This window comes from Streptomyces sp. NPDC058464, from assembly GCF_042721035.1.
GTDB lineage: Bacteria > Actinomycetota > Actinomycetes > Streptomycetales > Streptomycetaceae > Streptomyces.
Genome location: NZ_JBHXMA010000071.1, coordinates 22,966 through 38,617, shown reverse-complemented (window position 1 = coordinate 38,617; position 15,652 = coordinate 22,966). Strand labels below are relative to the sequence as shown.

General features: G+C 72.8%; 16 protein-coding genes. 10 read left to right on the top strand and 6 right to left on the bottom strand.

Features of this window, described 5'->3' with window-relative positions:
• Nucleotides 1-22 precede the first annotated feature (22 nt).
• Nucleotides 23-1,018 carry a type I glyceraldehyde-3-phosphate dehydrogenase gene (gene gap / locus ACFWPQ_RS48770; RefSeq protein ID WP_384050846.1) on the bottom strand — a complete coding sequence of 332 codons (996 nt, stop codon included), beginning with the start codon at nt 1,016-1,018 and terminating at the stop codon, nt 23-25.
• Between the two features lie 121 nt (nt 1,019-1,139).
• On the bottom strand, nt 1,140-2,096 hold the full coding sequence (locus tag ACFWPQ_RS48765) for a GlxA family transcriptional regulator (RefSeq protein ID WP_384050844.1): 957 nt from the start codon (nt 2,094-2,096) through the stop codon (nt 1,140-1,142).
• Nucleotides 2,097-2,220: 124 nt separating this feature from the next.
• Here ACFWPQ_RS48765 and ACFWPQ_RS48760 point away from each other — a divergent pair, with 124 nt between their 5' ends.
• Entirely contained in the window at nt 2,221-3,792 is a 1,572-nt protein-coding gene (locus tag ACFWPQ_RS48760; RefSeq protein WP_384050841.1) for an FAD-dependent monooxygenase, read from the top strand.
• Here ACFWPQ_RS48760 and ACFWPQ_RS48755 read toward each other — a convergent pair.
• Complete coding sequence (locus ACFWPQ_RS48755; RefSeq protein ID WP_384050838.1) at nt 3,758-4,852, bottom strand: LacI family DNA-binding transcriptional regulator; 1,095 nt, start codon at nt 4,850-4,852, stop codon at nt 3,758-3,760. The genes ACFWPQ_RS48760 and ACFWPQ_RS48755 overlap by 35 nt on opposite strands.
• A gap of 257 nt (nt 4,853-5,109) precedes the next feature.
• Between ACFWPQ_RS48755 and ACFWPQ_RS48750 the strand changes: the two genes are divergently transcribed.
• Entirely contained in the window at nt 5,110-6,174 is a 1,065-nt protein-coding gene (locus ACFWPQ_RS48750; RefSeq protein WP_384050835.1) for a glycoside hydrolase family 5 protein, read from the top strand.
• Nucleotides 6,175-6,354: 180 nt separating this feature from the next.
• Here the strand turns inward: ACFWPQ_RS48750 and ACFWPQ_RS48745 are convergent, their stop codons facing one another.
• From ACFWPQ_RS48745 to paaI, 3 genes are read right to left on the bottom strand one after another with little or no spacing between them, the layout of a single operon-like run.
• Entirely contained in the window at nt 6,355-6,840 is a 486-nt protein-coding gene (locus ACFWPQ_RS48745; protein WP_384050832.1) for a GNAT family N-acetyltransferase, read from the bottom strand.
• 42 nt (nt 6,841-6,882) lie between these two features.
• Nucleotides 6,883-8,229, bottom strand: a complete 1,347-nt coding sequence (gene paaK, locus ACFWPQ_RS48740; protein ID WP_384050829.1) for a phenylacetate--CoA ligase PaaK — start codon at nt 8,227-8,229, stop codon at nt 6,883-6,885.
• Entirely contained in the window at nt 8,226-8,657 is a 432-nt protein-coding gene (gene paaI / locus ACFWPQ_RS48735) for a hydroxyphenylacetyl-CoA thioesterase PaaI (RefSeq protein WP_384050826.1), read from the bottom strand. Before paaI ends, paaK begins: the two co-directional genes overlap by 4 nt.
• A gap of 204 nt (nt 8,658-8,861) precedes the next feature.
• On the opposite strand from paaI, the gene ACFWPQ_RS48730 reads away from it, so the two are divergent.
• The 8 genes from ACFWPQ_RS48730 (at nt 8,862) to paaE (ending at nt 15,547) form a co-directional block, all read left to right on the top strand.
• Nucleotides 8,862-10,082, top strand: a complete 1,221-nt coding sequence (locus ACFWPQ_RS48730) for a thiolase family protein (RefSeq protein ID WP_384050823.1) — start codon at nt 8,862-8,864, stop codon at nt 10,080-10,082.
• Between the two features lie 2 nt (nt 10,083-10,084).
• The gene (locus ACFWPQ_RS48725) at nt 10,085-10,840 is read left to right on the top strand and encodes an enoyl-CoA hydratase/isomerase family protein (protein WP_384050820.1); all 756 of its coding nucleotides are present in this window, start codon (nt 10,085-10,087) and stop codon (nt 10,838-10,840) included.
• The gene (locus ACFWPQ_RS48720) at nt 10,837-11,688 is read left to right on the top strand and encodes a 3-hydroxyacyl-CoA dehydrogenase family protein (protein ID WP_384050817.1); all 852 of its coding nucleotides are present in this window, start codon (nt 10,837-10,839) and stop codon (nt 11,686-11,688) included. Before ACFWPQ_RS48725 ends, ACFWPQ_RS48720 begins: the two co-directional genes overlap by 4 nt.
• A gap of 139 nt (nt 11,689-11,827) precedes the next feature.
• Entirely contained in the window at nt 11,828-12,799 is a 972-nt protein-coding gene (paaA, locus tag ACFWPQ_RS48715) for a 1,2-phenylacetyl-CoA epoxidase subunit PaaA (protein WP_384050814.1), read from the top strand.
• On the top strand, nt 12,796-13,086 hold the full coding sequence (gene paaB / locus ACFWPQ_RS48710; RefSeq protein ID WP_361300588.1) for a 1,2-phenylacetyl-CoA epoxidase subunit PaaB: 291 nt from the start codon (nt 12,796-12,798) through the stop codon (nt 13,084-13,086). Before paaA ends, paaB begins: the two co-directional genes overlap by 4 nt.
• Nucleotides 13,087-13,095: 9 nt before the next feature.
• A complete protein-coding gene (gene paaC, locus ACFWPQ_RS48705) occupies nt 13,096-13,926 on the top strand; it encodes a 1,2-phenylacetyl-CoA epoxidase subunit PaaC (protein WP_384050811.1) in 831 nt (276 codons plus the stop codon).
• Nucleotides 13,920-14,435 carry a 1,2-phenylacetyl-CoA epoxidase subunit PaaD gene (gene paaD / locus ACFWPQ_RS48700; protein WP_384050808.1) on the top strand — a complete coding sequence of 172 codons (516 nt, stop codon included), beginning with the start codon at nt 13,920-13,922 and terminating at the stop codon, nt 14,433-14,435. The genes paaC and paaD overlap by 7 nt, the downstream gene beginning before the upstream one ends.
• Nucleotides 14,435-15,547 carry a 1,2-phenylacetyl-CoA epoxidase subunit PaaE gene (gene paaE / locus ACFWPQ_RS48695; protein WP_384050805.1) on the top strand — a complete coding sequence of 371 codons (1,113 nt, stop codon included), beginning with the start codon at nt 14,435-14,437 and terminating at the stop codon, nt 15,545-15,547. The genes paaD and paaE overlap by 1 nt, the downstream gene beginning before the upstream one ends.
• Nucleotides 15,548-15,652 lie beyond the last annotated feature (105 nt).

The window sequence follows — 15,652 nt, the reverse complement described above, 5'->3', positions numbered from 1 at the left end:
GTCCCCGCCGGTCCAACACCCCTTAGCGTGCGAGCAGTTCGAGCGTGTCGATCACCCGGTTCGAGAAGCCCCACTCGTTGTCGTACCAGGCGACCACCTTGACGTGGCGGCCGTCGACGCGGGTCAGGGCCGAGTCGAAGACCGACGAGGCCGGGTTGCCGGTGATGTCCGACGACACCAGAGGGTCGTCCGAGTACTCCAGGACACCCGCGAGCGGACCCTCGGCCGCCGCACGGTACGCGGCCAGCACGTCCTCGCGGGTCACGTCACGGGACACGGTCGTGTTGAGCTCCACGATCGAGCCCACCGGGACCGGCACCCGGATCGAGTCGCCCGACAGCTTGCCGTCGAGGTTCGGCAGCACCAGGCCGATCGCCTTGGCGGCGCCCGTCGTGGTCGGCACGATGTTGACCCCGGCGGCACGGGCGCGCCGGGGGTCGCGGTGCGGGCCGTCCTGCAGGTTCTGCTCCTGCGTGTAGGCGTGCACCGTGGTCATGAACCCGTGCTCGATACCGGCGAGTTCGTCGAGGACGGCGGCCAGCGGCGCGAGCGCGTTGGTCGTGCACGAGGCGTTGGAGACGATCGTGTGCAGCTCCGCGTCGTAGGCGGCGGTGTTCACGCCGTACGCCAGCGTCACGTCCGCGCCGTCCGACGGCGCGCTGACCAGCACCTTGCGGGCACCGGCGTCGAGGTGCGCGCGGGCGGCCTTCGCCGAGGTGAAGCGGCCGGTCGACTCCAGCACGATGTCCACGCCGAGGTCGGCCCACGGCAGCTGCGCCGGCTCGCGCTCGGCGAGCACCTTGATGCGCCGCCCGTCGACGACGAGGGTGTCCCCGTCGACGCTCACCGGGCGCCCGAGGCGGCCGGCCGTCGAGTCGAAGGCGAGGAGCCGCGCGAGGGCGGCCGGCTCCGTGAGGTCGTTGACGGCGACGATCTCCAGGCTGCTGTCCCGCTCCAGCAGGGCCCGCAGCACATTGCGTCCGATGCGGCCGAATCCGTTGACGGCGATACGAGTCATGAGTGGTGTGTCCCTTCGCTACGCCACCAGGTTCGCGGCCCGCGCCCGCCCGTGACAGCGGCGAGAACGCCACGGTTCGAAAGGATCCCGCCAGGATCCCGCCGGCCTCACCCGGGCGGCCCTACTCGCCCTTGGTGAAGGTGCGCCGGTAGTCGCTCGGTGTCGTGCCGAGAATCCGCTGGAAGTGCAGCCGCAGGTTCGCCCCGGTGCCGAGGCCGACGTCGTCGGCGATCTGCTCGACGCTCCGTTCCGACCGTTCCAGGAGCTCCCGGGCCAGGTCGATCCGGGCGCGCATCACCCACTGCATCGGCGTGTAACCGGTGTCCTCCACGAACCGCCGCGAGAAGGTCCGCGCCGACACCCCCGCGTGCCGGGCGAGCGCGTCCAGAGTGAGCGGCTCGCCGAGCCGGTGCAGCGCCCACTCGCGGGTCGCGGCGAACCGCTCACCGAGCGGCTCGGGCACACTGCGCGGCACGTACTGCGCCTGACCGCCGCTGCGGTAGGGGGCCGCCACCAGCCGCCGCGCCGCGTGGTTGGAGGCGGCCACGCCCAGGTCGCCGCGCAGGATGTGCAGGCACAGGTCGATTCCCGAGGCCGCGCCGGCCGACGTGAGCACGCTGCCCTCGTCGACGAACAGCACGTTCTCGTCGACCTCGACCAGCGGATGCCGCTCCGCGAGGGCCCGCGTGTAGTGCCAGTGGGTGGTGGCGCGCCGGCCGTCGAGCAGCCCGGTCGCGGCCAGCGCGAAGGCCCCGGTCGAGATGGCGGCCAGCCGGGCGCCCCGCTCGTGCGCGGCGAGCAGGGCGGCCACGACCGCCGGCGGCGGATCCTCCCGGTCCGGGAACCGGTACCCGGGCACGAACACGATCTCCGCCCACTCCAGCGCGTCGAGGCCGTGGGCGACGTGGTACGACAGCCCGTCACCGCCGGCGACCAGACCGGGCGCCGCGCCGCACACCCGCACCTCGTACGGCATGCTCGCCCGGGTCGTGAACACCTGCGCCGGGATACCGACGTCGAGGGGCTTCGCCCCCTCCAGCACAAGGACGGCGACGCGATGCAGGCGGACGGGAGGCACATCGAACAGGGTACGAGCACCGGCCCCGGGCCCGGCGCGCACCGCCCACCGGCCTCGGCACCCGTTCGGGTGGCGGCCCGCGGGGGACGATTGCGGCCGGCCGCCGGCACCGGATGATGGAGCCATGTCTGGAGCGGACGCAGAGGTGCCGGTACTGATCGTCGGCGGGGGACCGGTCGGGCTCACCGCGCGGGCGCTGCTGGCGCGCTGGGGTGTGCCGGCCCTGCTGGTCGAGAAGCACCGGGAGCTGTCCCCGTTTCCCCGGTCCCGCCTGGTCAACGTGCGGTCCATGGAGATCTTCCGGCAGCTCGGGATCGCCGCCGGGGTGGCGGCGGACGCGTTCGCACCCGAGTACGGCCGGGTGCGCTTCCGGGACACCCTGTACGACCCCGACTTCGCCACCGCCGCGATGGTCGGGGTGCGCGCCCCGGTCGCCGAGAGCCCGGTCGTCGGCGTGGTCACCTCGCAGGACCGGCTGGAGCCCACCCTGCTCGCCGCCGCCGGGGGAGAGGTGCGGTTCGGGACCGAGCTCGTCGACCTGGAAGAGGACGCGGAGGGCGTCCTCGCCGTGCTCGCCGACGGCGCGGACGGCGCGCGGACCCGCGTCCGGGCCCGGTACGTGGTCGCCGCCGACGGCGCGAACTCCACCGCCCGCGAGCGGCTGGGCATCGCCACCACCGGCCCCGGAGCGCTCGGCGACTACACCACCGTCGTGTTCGACGCCGACCTGACCCGCTGGTGCGCGGACCAGCCCGCCGGGGTCTACTTCACCGCGTTCGGCACCTTCACCCCGCTCTACCCGGAGGGCGGCTGGGCCTGGTTCGGCGCCACGCCCGACGGCAACGGGCAGACCGACTGGTCCGGCCGCGTCTCGCACGCGCTCGGCCCCGGCGCCGATGTGCAGGCCGACGTGGTGCGGGTCCAGCACTGGTCGATGACCGCGTACGTCGCCGAGCGCTTCGGCCGGGGCCGGGTGCTGCTGGCCGGCGACGCCGCGCACGCCGTCCCGCCGATCGGCGGCCTCGGCATGAACGCCGGCGTCGCGGACGCGCACAACCTGTCCTGGAAACTGGCCGGCGTGCTCCAGGGCTGGGCGGAACCCGCCCTGTTGGGGACGTACGAGACCGAACGGCGGCCGGTGGCCCACGAGACCCTCCGCCAGGCGGTCGCCAACACCCACCTCCTGCTCCAGGTGCAGGACCTGCGCAAGGAGCAGCTCCGCAGCGGCTCGTCGGCGCAGGTCGAACTGCCCTGGTCGGAGCGGTACTTCGCACAGCTCGGCCTGGTGCTCGGCACGGCGTACGACTCCGCCGCCGTCCTCGGGCATGACGGCGCCCCGGCCGAGGCCGCCGGCACCGAGTACGTGCCCACCGCGGCGCCGGGCCACCGCATGCCCCACCACTGGCTCACCCCCGGCCGCTCCACCCTCGACGCGTGCGGCGAGTGGTTCACCGTGCTCACCCCGGACCCCGGCCGCTGGCGGCAACAGGCCACCGGGCCATGGCCGTTGCGCGTCGAACCGCTGCCCGGCGAACCCGCCGAGGCCTACGGCCTGAGCCCGCACGGCGGCGCGGTCCTCGTCCGCCCCGACGGCCACATCGCCGCCCGCTGGGCCGACCCGCCGCCGGCCGGCTCGGCCCTCCACGACGTCCTGAGCGCCGTCACGTCGTGCGCGGCGGGGCCGTGCTGTCCCTGATCACCAGGCGGGCCGGGACGAGGTCGGTGCCGGGCCGGGAGTCGTCGCCGGTGCGGATCCGGCGCAGGACGCCCTCCACACAGCGGCGGCCGACCTCCGCGAAGTCCTGGTGCACGGTGGTGAGGGGCGGGATGAAGAACGCCGCGTCCGGGGTGTCGTCGAAGCCCACCACACTGATGTCCGCCGGGACGGACCGGCCCCGTTCGTGGAAGGCCCGCAGCAGGCCCAGGGCCATCTGGTCGTTGGCCGCGAACACGGCGGTGCAGTCCGCCTCTTCGGCGAGCGCCAGCCCGGCCGCGTAACCGGACTCGGCCGACCAGTCGCCGCGCCGGGGCGCCGGAACCGGACACCCCGCCTCCGCCAGCTCCGCCCGCCAGGCCTGGGCACGGCGCTGGGCCGCGTACGAGGACTCGGGGCCCGCCACGTGCCACACCGTCCGGTGCCCCAGGTCCAGCAGGTGCCGTACGGCCCGGCGCGCGCCGTCGGCCTGGTCGGTGTCGACCACGCCGTAGCGGTCCCCGGCGTCCGAGTCCACGACCACCACATGGACACCGGGCGGCAGTTGCACGGTGGCCGAGTCGAGCAGATGGATCTCCATGATGACGATGACGGCGTCCACCGCCAGCTCGCCCATCCGCGTGAAGGCGCCCAGCACGTTGTCCTGCGTGGCCACGTCGATGGGGATGAGGGTGATCGCGTACCCCTCGGCGGCGGCATGCGTGGCGATCGCCTCCACGGTGCGGCTGCTGCCCGTGGAGGACAGGCTGAACAGGATCACGCCGATGGTGTGGAACCGGCCGTAACGCAGCGCGCGCGCCGCGCTGTTGGGCCGGTAGCCGAGCTCCCGCATCGCGGCCAGCACCTGCTCCCGGGTGGAAGCGATCACCCCGGGATGCCCGTTGGAGACCCGCGAGACCGTCTGCGAGGAGACACCGGCGAGTTGGGCGACGTCCGCCATGGAGACCCGCTGCTTGCGGCGCCCGCCGGGCACCCCCGCCGCGCCGCGCCGCGCACCGCCCGCGGCCGGTGCGACCTGCTGCTCCGGCCCGTTCAGGTCCATCGCCTCACCCCTCAAGTCTCCTTCGCACACCGGATGTTACGGAGCGGGAAACCTTGACGGCCGCTGGGGCGGATGCCACGATTCCGACGCTTTCGAGTTTACGTAAACATCGCCGCGTGACCAGCCCCGACGGAGATCCCGTCGGCACGGTCGCCGAGGCGATGTTCACGTGAACATGCCGCGTCGATGTTTACGTAAACACGCGGTCGGGCCGCCAGCCCGTGCGTCGAGCCGCCGTCTTCCGAAAGGGCACGTTGATGCGCAAGACCCCCGCCAGCACCCGGATCACCCCCCGCACCCGAGCCGCCCTCGCGGCGGTCGCGGTCGCCGCGGTCGGCGCCACCACCCTCACCGGCGGCCCCGCCTCGGCCTCCGCCGCCGTACCGGGCCACGGCACCAGTCAGTTCAAGGGCGTCAACTGGGCCGACCCGCGCGACAACTACGCCGACGACCCCGTGGTCCTGTCCGGCCTGTCGCTCTCCGACAGCTACGCCCAGACCTACGCCAAGGCGACCCGGGTGATCGCGGCCTTCCGCGCCAACCTCGGCGCCAACACCGTACGGCTGCCCATCAACCCGTACACGGTGAACGGCTCCTACTGGAAGTCGTACCGCGGGGTCATCGACGCGGCCTCCGCGCAGGGATTCAAGGTGATCGTCTCCTACTGGGAGGGCACCGGCGCCAACAAGGACGGCTTCATCGACGACGAGGCCACCTACTGGCCCATGTGGGACACCGTAGTGAAGGCCTACCGGCACGACCCGCACGTCTACTTCGAGCCGATGAACGAGCCGCACGGCTACACCGACGCCGAATGGGCCGACCTCGCCGCGAAGTGGCTGGCGACCTACCCGTCCGTGCCGCACGACCGCGTCTTCGTCAGCGGCGCCGGCTACAACGACCACGTCACCACCGTCTGCGCCGACCCGCGCCTGAAGGGCACCTACCTCTCCCTCCACCACTACGGCTTCTGGAAGAGCTACGCGACCTACGACCAGTGGGTGGCCGACCTCAAGGAGCGGCTCGGCGACTGCGCCAACCGCACGGTCGCCGACGAGTTCGGCGCCCCCATGACCACGGGCCTCGACTACGACAAGCCCGCTCCCGACGACAACTCCGTCAACTTCATCCAGGCCGACACCGACACGTTCCGCAAGCTCGGCATGGGCTCGGTGTACTGGCCGGGCCTGCGCACCGACGACACGTACTCCATCCAGAAGCTGATCGGCGACGCGTCCCGCCCCTGGCTGGCCACCACCAACCAGTCCGGCGCCGACCGCCTCGCCTGGGCCTGGGGCCGCGGCAGGCCGGTCAACGGCTGACCGACTCCACGGCGGCCGGGGTGCCCCTAGGACACACCCCGGCCGCCGTGAAGCAGGCGGCTCGACAGCGCTCCGAAAGGGGCGCGGGGAACTGCGCGACCAGCCACGACGGCGCTGCAGACGAAAGTCGGCGCATCGCGGGTGAAGGAGGCGAGGCACTCAAGGCTCCCGTGCGCACGCCTACGGCTGAAGACGCCGCACATACGTCAGCGCCGGCCGACCGTTCAGCCGTGTCTCACCGGTCACCGTGAACCCGGTCCGGGCCAGGACCGCCCGCGACGCCGCGTTGCGGAGGGCGGCGGCGGCCCGCAGGGTGGTGAGTCCGTAGGTGTCGACGGCGCGTCGGCACACCTCCCGTACACCCCAGGTGGCGAGGCCCCGCCCGGCGGCCCGCTCCGCGATCCGGTACCCCAGGTCGGCGGCGCCGTCCTCGACGTCGATCAGATTGACCCGCCCCAGCACCTCGCCGGCCGGGTCGACCAGCACATGGAAGTAGCAGATACCGGCCTCCTGCTCGGCCAGCAGCGACCGGTGCCGCTCGTCGAACCGGGCGAAGTACTCGTCGCCGCGGTCAGGGATGGCCGCCGCGAAATAGGCGCGGTTCTCCAACTCGAAGGCGAGCACTGCCGGGGCGTGATCCGGGCGGAGCAACTGGAGTTCGGGCATGGGGAGGACGGTAGGCAGCCCGGGCGTCAGCCCGCCAGCGCATTAGGACTTGCGCAGGTCCTTCACCCGGCGGATCTTGCCGACCGAGCGCTCCAGCGTCTCCGGTTCGACGACGGCGACCTCCACGGAGACCCCGACGCCGTCCTTGACGCCCTGGGCGATGGTCCGGACGGCGGCCTCACGGTCGGCGGGGCCGGCGTCGGGCCGCGCCTCCACCCGGACCGTCATGTGGTCCATCCGCCCGCGTCGGCTGATCTGGATCTGGAAGTGCGGGGCCACTCCCGGCGTCCGCAGCACGATCTCCTCCACCTGGCTGGGGAAGACGTTCACGCCCCGCAGGATGATCATGTCGTCGCTGCGGCCGGTGATCTTCTCGATCCGGCGGAACCCGGGACGTGCCGTGCCCGGCAGCAGCCGGGTCAGGTCCCTGGTGCGGTACCGGATGATCGGCAGGGCCTCCTTCGTCAGCGAGGTGAAGACCAGCTCGCCGCTCTCGCCCTCGGCCAGCACCTCGTCGCCCAGCGGGTCCACGACCTCCGGGTAGAAGTGGTCCTCCCAGACGTGCAGCCCGTCCTTGGTCTCCACGCACTCCTGCGCGACCCCGGGGCCGATGACCTCGGACAGGCCGTATATGTCGACCGCGTGGATGTCCAGGCGCTCCTCGATCTCGCGGCGCATCTCCTCCGTCCACGGTTCGGCGCCGAAGATGCCGACCTTCAGGGAGGTGGAGCGCGGATCGACGCCCTGGCGCTCGAACTCGTCGAGCAGGGTCAGCATGTAGGAGGGCGTGACCATGATGATCTCGGGCCGGAAGTCCTGGATGATCTGCACCTGGCGCGCGGTCATGCCGCCGGAGGCGGGGATCACCGTGCAGCCGGCGCGTTCGGCGCCGTAGTGGGCGCCCAGGCCGCCGGTGAACAGGCCGTAGCCGTAGGAGACATGGACCTTGTGCCCCGGGCGGCCGCCGGCGGCCCGGATGGAACGGGCGACGACGTCCGCCCACATCGACAGGTCGTTCTCCGTGTAACCGACCACGGTGGGCCGGCCGGTGGTGCCGCTGGAGGCGTGCACGCGCCGCACCTCGGACATCGGCACGGCGAACATGCCGAAGGGGTAGGTGTCCCGCAGGTCCGCCTTGGTCGTGAAGGGGAAGCGGGCGAGGTCCGCGAGGGTGTGGCAGTCGTCCGGGCGCACGCCGGCCGCGTCGAACTTCTTGCGGTACAGCTCCACGTTGTCGTACGCGTGCCGCAGCGTCGTGCGCAGCCTGGTGAGCTGGAGCGCCCGGACCTCCTCGCGGGACATCCGCTCGGCCTCGTCCAGCAGTGCCTCGGGGAGCGGCTCTCCCCGGCGGGTGCCCCTGGGCTCGGACACGGTCACTTCGCTGCTCATCGCGGCTCCTCATTCTGCGTGCGGAGCGTGCGACTGCGGCCGCGGAACTCCGCGATCACCTCGTCGCCGCGCACGACACTCACGTCGTAGACACCGCTGCGGCCGAACCGGACGCGCTCCCGCGCGGTGGCGACCAGCACGTCGCCCTCGTAGGCGGGCGCGACGAAGTCGATGTCGGCTCCGGCGGCGACGGTCACCGGCCCGTGGCTGTTGCAGGCACAGGCGAAGGCCGTGTCGGCGAGCAGGAAGACATGCCCGCCGTGGGCGATCCGGTCTCCGTTGACCTGCGAGGCGGTCACGGTCATCCGCAGCACGGCCGTCCCCTCGCCGTGCTCCAGCAACTCGATCCCCAGCCGCCTGGACGCCTCGTCCGCGGCGAACATCGTCTCGACGGGGCCAGGTGTCGTCCCGGGTACCTGGGTCGTCATTTCCACCACCTTGTGAACCGACCGAACATTCGGTTAGCGTGCGGCGTGGTCAAGTAATCCAGCAACACACCTGCATGTCAAGAGGTGGGAAAGCGGGCCGCGGACGTGCCCGTGTCACCCCGTCCGACCCCCCTTCGCCACCGGCCGCCGCGCCGCCCCGCGGCCGCGGCGGACCGTGCACCCCGAAGCCGAGGAGACCGCCCGATGCCCGACGTCTACCTGATCGACGGGGCCCGCACCCCGCAGGGCCGCTACGGCGGCGCCCTGGCCGCCGTACGGCCCGACGACCTGGCCGCTCTGGTCGTCGGCGAGGCCGTCCGGCGCTCCGGTGTCCCCGGTGAGGCCGTGGACGAGGTCGTCCTGGGAGCAGCCAACCAGGCGGGCGAGGACAACCGGGACGTGGCCAGGATGGCGGTGCTGCTCGCCGGACTGCCGCACACCGTGCCCGGCTACACCGTCAACCGCCTGTGCGCCTCGGGCCTCACCGCCGTCGCCTCGGCCGCCCAGACGATCCGCGCAGGCGAGGCGGACCTCGTGGTCGCCGGGGGAGTGGAGTCCATGACCCGGGCGCCCTGGGTGATGGAGAAGCCCGGCACCCCATGGGCCAAACCCGGGCAGGTCCACGACACGGCACTCGGCTGGCGGTTCACCAACCCGCGCTTCACCGCTGCCGACCGCGCCGTGCCCGAGGATGCCGGCCCCGAGGCGGTCAGGGTCACGCTCTCCATGGGCGAGACCGCGGAGGAGGTCGCCGCCCTCGACGGCATCACCCGTGCCGACTCCGACGCCTTCGCGCTGCGCAGCCACCAGCGGGCCGTGGCCGCCCAGGAGGCGGGCCGCTTCGACCGCGAGATCGTGCCCGTCCCGGTGCGCGACGGCGAGGTCACCCGGGACGAGGGCCCCCGTCCCTCCACCACCCTGGAGAAGCTGGGCTCCCTGCGTACCGTCTTCCGCGCGGACGGTGTCGTCACGGCGGGCTCGTCCTCGCCGCTGTCCGACGGTGCGGCCGCCCTGGTGGTCGCGAGTGCCGAGGCTGTCGAGCGGTACGGCCTCACCCCGCGGGCCCGGATCGTCGCCTCGGCCTCCGCCGGTGTCCAGCCCCACCTCATGGGTCTCGGCCCGGTCCCCGCCACCGAGAAGGCCCTGGCCCGCGCCGGCTGGCAGACCGGCGACCTGGACGCCGTGGAGCTCAACGAGGCCTTCGCCGTCCAGGCGCTGGCGGTGATCCGCCGCCTCAAGCTCGACGAGGACAAGGTCAACGCGGACGGCGGGGCCATCGCCCTCGGCCATCCGCTCGGCTGCTCCGGCGCCCGCATCCTGCTCACCCTCCTGGGCCGCCTCGAACGGGAGAACGGCCGCCGCGGCCTGGCCACGCTCTGCGTCGGCGTGGGCCAGGGCGTCGCGCTTCTCGTGGAGCGGGTGTGACCATGTCGTACGAGACCCTGCTGGTGGCGGAGCGTGCCGACCGGGTCGTCGTCACCCTGCACCGGCCCGAGGCCCGCAACGCCATCAGCGGCCGGATGATCAGCGAACTGCACCAGGTCTGCGAGCGGTTGGAGCGGGATCCCAAGCTGCTGCTCCTGACCGGCCACGGCGGGGTCTTCGCGGGCGGCGCCGACATCGCCGAACTGCTGGAGCGCGGCCGGGACCAGGCGCTGCAGGGCATCAACAGCCGCCTGTTCGAACGCGTCCGGCGGCTGCCCATGCCCACCCTGGCCGCCGTCGAGGGCTGGGCCCTGGGCGGCGGGGCCGAGCTGGCGTACGCCTGCGACCTGCGGATCGCCGGTCCCCGTGCCGTCTTCGGCAATCCCGAGCCCGGTCTCGGCATCCTCGCGGCGGCCGGCGCCTGCTGGCGGCTGCCGGAACTGGTCGGCGAGTCGGTGGCCAAGCAGATCCTGCTCGCCGGCCGCAATCTCGACGCGCCGGCCGCGCTCGCTGCGGGCCTGGTCATCGACGTCGTCCCCGCCGAGGAACTGCTGACGGCGGCCCACGCGCTGCTCGACCGGATGGCACGGTCCTCGGCCACGGCCCTGCGGCTGACGAAGCTCGTCGTCGACTCGCCCGGCGCCCACCCCGTCGCGGACGACCTGGCACAGGCGGTGCTCTTCGAGGGGCAGGACAAGAGGGAGCGCATGACGCGCTTCCTGGAGAAGAACGCGGAGAACAGGAGGAGCCGCGCATGACATCGGCACCCAGGACGGTCGCCGTCGTCGGCGGCGGCCGCATGGGCGCGGGGATCGCCCAGTCCTTCGCCACCGCAGGCGCGGCCGTCACCGTCGTGGAGAGCGGGGCGGAGGCCGCTGCGGCGGCGCTGGACCGGATCGGCGGGAGTCTGCGGCGGGCCGCGGAGCGGGGCCATCTGGCCGAGGCCGCGGAACAGGTGGCCGGCCGGGTGACCGCCGTACCCACGGTGGCGGACCTGCCACCGGAGACCGAGCTGGTCGTGGAGGCCGTCCCCGAGGACGCGGCGCTCAAGGCCCGCCTCCTGAAGGCCGCCGAGGACGCCGTGGGCGACACCACCGTGCTGGCCACCAACACCAGCTCCCTGTCGGTGACCGACCTGGCCGCCGTGCTCCGGCGCCCGGACCGTTTCCTCGGGATGCACTTCTTCAACCCGGTGCCCGCCTCCGCCCTCGTCGAGATCGTCGTCGCCCCCGGCACCGCCCCGCACACCGTCGAGGCCGCCCTGGAGTGGACCAGGGCGCTGGGCAAGCAGGACGTGGTGGTGAGGGACTCGCCCGGCTTCGCCAGCAGCCGGCTCGGGCTGGCCCTGGGGCTGGAGGCGATCCGCATGGTCGAGGAGGGCGTCGCCGCACCCGAGGCCATCGACGACGCCATGCGGCTCGGCTACAAACACCCCATGGGCCCACTGCGCCTGACCGACCTGGTCGGACTCGACGTACGGCTCGCCATCGCCGAGTACCTGCACGCGACCCTCGGCGACCGCTTCGCCCCGCCGCAGCTGCTGCGCGACAAGGTGGCCCGCGGCGAACTCGGACACAAGACGGGTCAGGGCTTCTACGCATGGTGACCGTGGCGGGCCGCGGTGCCTCCCCGGGGTACCCGGCAGCCGTGCCGCTCGGCGCACTGATCGGCGCAGACCCTTGCCAGACCGGGGAGGGCGCACCTTATGATGAACCGAACGAATGGTCGGTTGGGAGTTGGTGGAGATGACAGAAGCGGCCGGACGGGACGCCGAGCACGATCTGGAGTCCCGTTTCGAGGCGACGATCTCGCGTGACCAGCGGATCGAGCCGCGCGACTGGATGCCGGACGGCTACCGCAGGACGCTGATCCGGCAGATCGCCCAGCACGCGCACTCGGAGATCATCGGCATGCAGCCGGAGGGCGAGTGGATCACCCGGGCGCCCTCGCTGCGCCGCAAGGCGATCCTGTTCGCCAAGGTCCAGGACGAGGCCGGCCACGGCCTGTACCTGTACTCGGCCGCCGAGACCCTGGGCATCGACCGCGCGGACCTCACCCAGCGCCTGCTCGAAGGCCGCCAGAAGTACTCGTCGATCTTCAACTACCCGACGCTCAGCTACGCGGACGTCGGTGTCATCGGCTGGTTCGTCGACGGCGCGGCCATCTGCAACCAGGTGCCGCTGTGCCGCAGCTCCTACGGCCCCTACGCGCGGGCGATGGTGCGGATCTGCAAGGAGGAGTCCTTCCACCAGCGGCAGGGCTACGAACTGCTGATGACCATGATGCGCGGCACCGACGCCCAGCGGGAGATGGTGCAGGACGCCGTGGACCGCTGGTGGTGGCCCTCCCTGATGATGTTCGGCCCGCCCGACGACGACTCGCCCAACTCCGCCCAGTCGATGGCCTGGAAGATCAAGCGGCACAGCAACGACGAACTGCGCCGTCGCTTCGTCGACATGACCGTGCCGCAGGCCGCCAAGCTCGGCGTGACCCTGCCCGACCCCGAGCTGCGCTGGAACGAGGAGCGCGGCCACCACGACTTCGGCACCCCCGACTTCTCCGAGCTGAAGGAAGTCATCAGCGGCAACGGCCCGTGCAACGCGGAGCGGATGGAGCGCCGGCGGGCCGCCCACGAGGAAGGTGCCTGGGTGCGTGCGGCCGCCAGTGCCCACGCCGCCAAGCAGGCCGCCCGCGCCCGCGAGGAGGCAGTGGCATGAGCGACTCCGAGAACTGGCCCCTGTACGAGATCTTCATCCGCGGCAAGCGCGGCCTCAACCACGTCCACGTCGGCTCGCTGCACGCGGCCGACGACGAGATGGCCCTCACGCACGCCCGTGACCTGTACACCCGGCGCAACGAGGGCGTCAGCATCTGGGCCGTGCGCTCCGAGCACATCGCCGCCTCCACCCGGGACGAGAAGGACCCCTTCTTCGCCCCCAGCGCCGACAAGGTCTACCGGCACCCGACCTTCTACGACATCCCCGACGATGTCCCGCACATCTAGGAGCCGGTGATGAGCGACGACCACGTCTACCTGAGCCTGGCCGAGGGGCACGACGACAGCGACGCGCGCTGGGCGTTCGGCACCGGCTTCGAGGATCCGCTGCACGGCGTCGACACCGCCGTCCCCGAGGGCATCGACGCCGCCGCACTGGCCGCCGGTTGCCTGGCGCTCGGCGACGACGCCCTGGTCCTGGCCCAGCGGCTCGCCGAATGGGTCACCCGCGCCCCCGAACTGGAGGAGGAGGTCGCGCTGGCCAACATCGGCCTCGACCTGCTCGGCCAGGCCCGCCTGCTCTACTCCCGCGCCGGCCAGACCGACGGCACCGGCCGCACGGAGGACGCCTACGCCTACTTCCGGGACGCCGCCGACTTCCGCAACGTACGCCTCGTCGAACTCCCCAACGGCGACTTCGCCTTCTCCGTGCTGCGGCTCCTGGTGTTCGCCAGCTGGCGGCTCGCCCACTTCACCGAACTGGCCGCCGCGCCCGACCCGGTGCTCGCGGCGATCGCCGCCAAGGGTGTCAAGGAGCTCACCTACCACCGGCAGTACGCCGCCGAGTGGGTCGTACGCCTCGGCGACGGCACCGAGGAGTCGCACGCGCGGATGCTGACGGCCCTGGAGGCGCAGGCCCCGTACTGGGAGGAACTCTTCGCCGCGCAGGACGTGCGCGACGCGGTGCTGGCGGATCTCCACCAGGTCCTCGACGCGGCCGGACTCCCCGTGCCGGCCGTCCCGGCGCTGCCCGGCCAGGGTCGCGAAGGCGAGCACACCGACCATCTCGTCCCACTCCTCTCCGAGTTGCAGAGCGTGGCCCGCGCCCACCCGGAGGCGACATGGTGACCGTCCTGACCGACGCCCGGCGGGCCCGGCACATCGCCGAACAGGTGCCCGACCCGGAACTTCCCATGCTCACCCTCGCCGACCTCGGCGTGCTGCGGGACGTCAGCGTCGAGCCGGACGGCACGGTGGTCGCCGACCTCACCCCGACCTACTCGGGCTGCCCCGCCATGGCCGAGATGCGCGCCGGGGTCGCCGCCCGCCTGCGGGACGCCGGCTTCGGCCGCGTGCAGATCCGCACGGTCCTCGACCCGCCGTGGACCAGCGACTGGATCACCCCCGAGGGTCGCCGCAAACTCGCCGACCACGGCATCGCACCGCCCAACACCGCGCCCCGGCGACCCGCGGGGCCCGTCCCGCTGGACCTGTCGCCGACCCGGCGCACGGTTGCGTGTCCCCGCTGCGGATCGGCCGCCACCGAGGAGACCTCCCGGTTCGCGGCCACCTCCTGCAAGGCGCTGTGGCGCTGCCTCAGCTGCCAGGAGCCGTTCGAGTACGTCAAGGAGATCTGATGGCAGAGCTGACGGCACCGACCGCCGGTGCCCCCGCGACGACAGCCCGCCGGCGCCGCCCTGCCTTCCATCCCCTGCGCGTCGCCGCCGTCCAGCCCCTGTGTGAGGACGCGGTGGCGGTCACCTTCGACATCCCCGCCGCCCTCGCGGAGGAGTTCGTCTTCGGCCCCGGCCAGTCGCTCACCCTCCGCCGCGAGGTCGACGGACGCGACGAGCGGCGCTCCTACTCGATCTGCTCGCCGGCCGGCACCGCGCCCCGCATCGGCGTCCGCGAGGTGCCCGGCGGACTCTTCTCCTCCTGGCTGGTCCACGAGGTACGCCCGGGCGACACCGTCGAGGTGATGGCGCCCACCGGAGCCTTCACCCCCGACCTCACGGTCCCCGGCCACCACGTGCTCATCGCGGCCGGCTCGGGCATCACCCCCATGATGTCCATCGCCGAGTCGGTCCTGGCCGCCGACGACCGCTCGAAGGTGACGCTGTTCTACGGCAACCGGCGCACCGACACCGTGATGTTCGCCGACGAGCTGGCCGACCTGAAGGACGAGTACCGCACCCGCTTCCACCTCGCCCATGTCCTCTCCCGCGAACCCCGCGAGGCCGAGCTCCTCTCCGGCCGCCTGGACGGCGACCGCCTCGGCGCGCTCGTCGACGGCCTGGTCGACGTCGAGGGCGCCGACCACTGGTGGCTGTGCGGCCCGCACGGCATGGTCCTCGACGCGCAGAAGGTGCTCGCGGAACTGAGCGTGCCCGCCGACCGGATCCACCAGGAACTCTTCTTCGCCGACGAGCCGATCGAGCCCGTCCGCCACGAGGAGGCGGTGGCGACCGGTCCGGCCAGCGAGGTCACCGTCATCCTGGACGGCCGCTCCACCACCGCACGGCTCCCGCGCGGGCGCACCATCCTCGACTCCGCCGCCCGCGTCCGCCCGGACCTCCCGTTCGCCTGCAAGGGAGGCGTCTGCGGAACCTGCCGGGCCCGCATCACGGACGGCGAGGCCGACATGCGCCGCAACTACGCCCTGGAACCCGCCGAGGTGGACGCCGGCTACGTCCTGACCTGCCAGTCGTACCCGGTCTCCGAGTCGCTGACGGTCGACTACGACAGCTGACCGGCCCCGGCGCGCCGTGCCGCGAAGGGACGCAAATCCGTCGCGCCGCGCGCGTGCGGGCCGTTAACCTCCGCGGGACGCAGCCGGACGGCTGCCCGCGAAGGG

What these genes read in the sequence shown, in the direction of transcription:
- ACFWPQ_RS48730 (WP_384050823.1), top strand. Translation starts at nt 8,862, where the DNA reads ATGCCCGACGTCTACCTGATCGACGGGGCCCGCACCCCGCAGGGCCGC.
- paaC (WP_384050811.1), top strand. Translation starts at nt 13,096, where the DNA reads ATGAGCGACGACCACGTCTACCTGAGCCTGGCCGAGGGGCACGACGAC.
- gap (WP_384050846.1), bottom strand. Translation starts at nt 1,018, where the DNA reads ATGACTCGTATCGCCGTCAACGGATTCGGCCGCATCGGACGCAATGTG.
- ACFWPQ_RS48760 (WP_384050841.1), top strand. Translation starts at nt 2,221, where the DNA reads ATGTCTGGAGCGGACGCAGAGGTGCCGGTACTGATCGTCGGCGGGGGA.
- paaB (WP_361300588.1), top strand. Translation starts at nt 12,796, where the DNA reads ATGAGCGACTCCGAGAACTGGCCCCTGTACGAGATCTTCATCCGCGGC.
- paaE (WP_384050805.1), top strand. Translation starts at nt 14,435, where the DNA reads ATGGCAGAGCTGACGGCACCGACCGCCGGTGCCCCCGCGACGACAGCC.
- paaD (WP_384050808.1), top strand. Translation starts at nt 13,920, where the DNA reads ATGGTGACCGTCCTGACCGACGCCCGGCGGGCCCGGCACATCGCCGAA.
- paaK (WP_384050829.1), bottom strand. Translation starts at nt 8,229, where the DNA reads ATGAGCAGCGAAGTGACCGTGTCCGAGCCCAGGGGCACCCGCCGGGGA.
- ACFWPQ_RS48725 (WP_384050820.1), top strand. Translation starts at nt 10,085, where the DNA reads ATGTCGTACGAGACCCTGCTGGTGGCGGAGCGTGCCGACCGGGTCGTC.
- ACFWPQ_RS48720 (WP_384050817.1), top strand. Translation starts at nt 10,837, where the DNA reads ATGACATCGGCACCCAGGACGGTCGCCGTCGTCGGCGGCGGCCGCATG.
- paaA (WP_384050814.1), top strand. Translation starts at nt 11,828, where the DNA reads ATGACAGAAGCGGCCGGACGGGACGCCGAGCACGATCTGGAGTCCCGT.
- ACFWPQ_RS48750 (WP_384050835.1), top strand. Translation starts at nt 5,110, where the DNA reads ATGCGCAAGACCCCCGCCAGCACCCGGATCACCCCCCGCACCCGAGCC.
- paaI (WP_384050826.1), bottom strand. Translation starts at nt 8,657, where the DNA reads ATGACGACCCAGGTACCCGGGACGACACCTGGCCCCGTCGAGACGATG.
- ACFWPQ_RS48755 (WP_384050838.1), bottom strand. Translation starts at nt 4,852, where the DNA reads ATGGACCTGAACGGGCCGGAGCAGCAGGTCGCACCGGCCGCGGGCGGT.
- ACFWPQ_RS48745 (WP_384050832.1), bottom strand. Translation starts at nt 6,840, where the DNA reads ATGCCCGAACTCCAGTTGCTCCGCCCGGATCACGCCCCGGCAGTGCTC.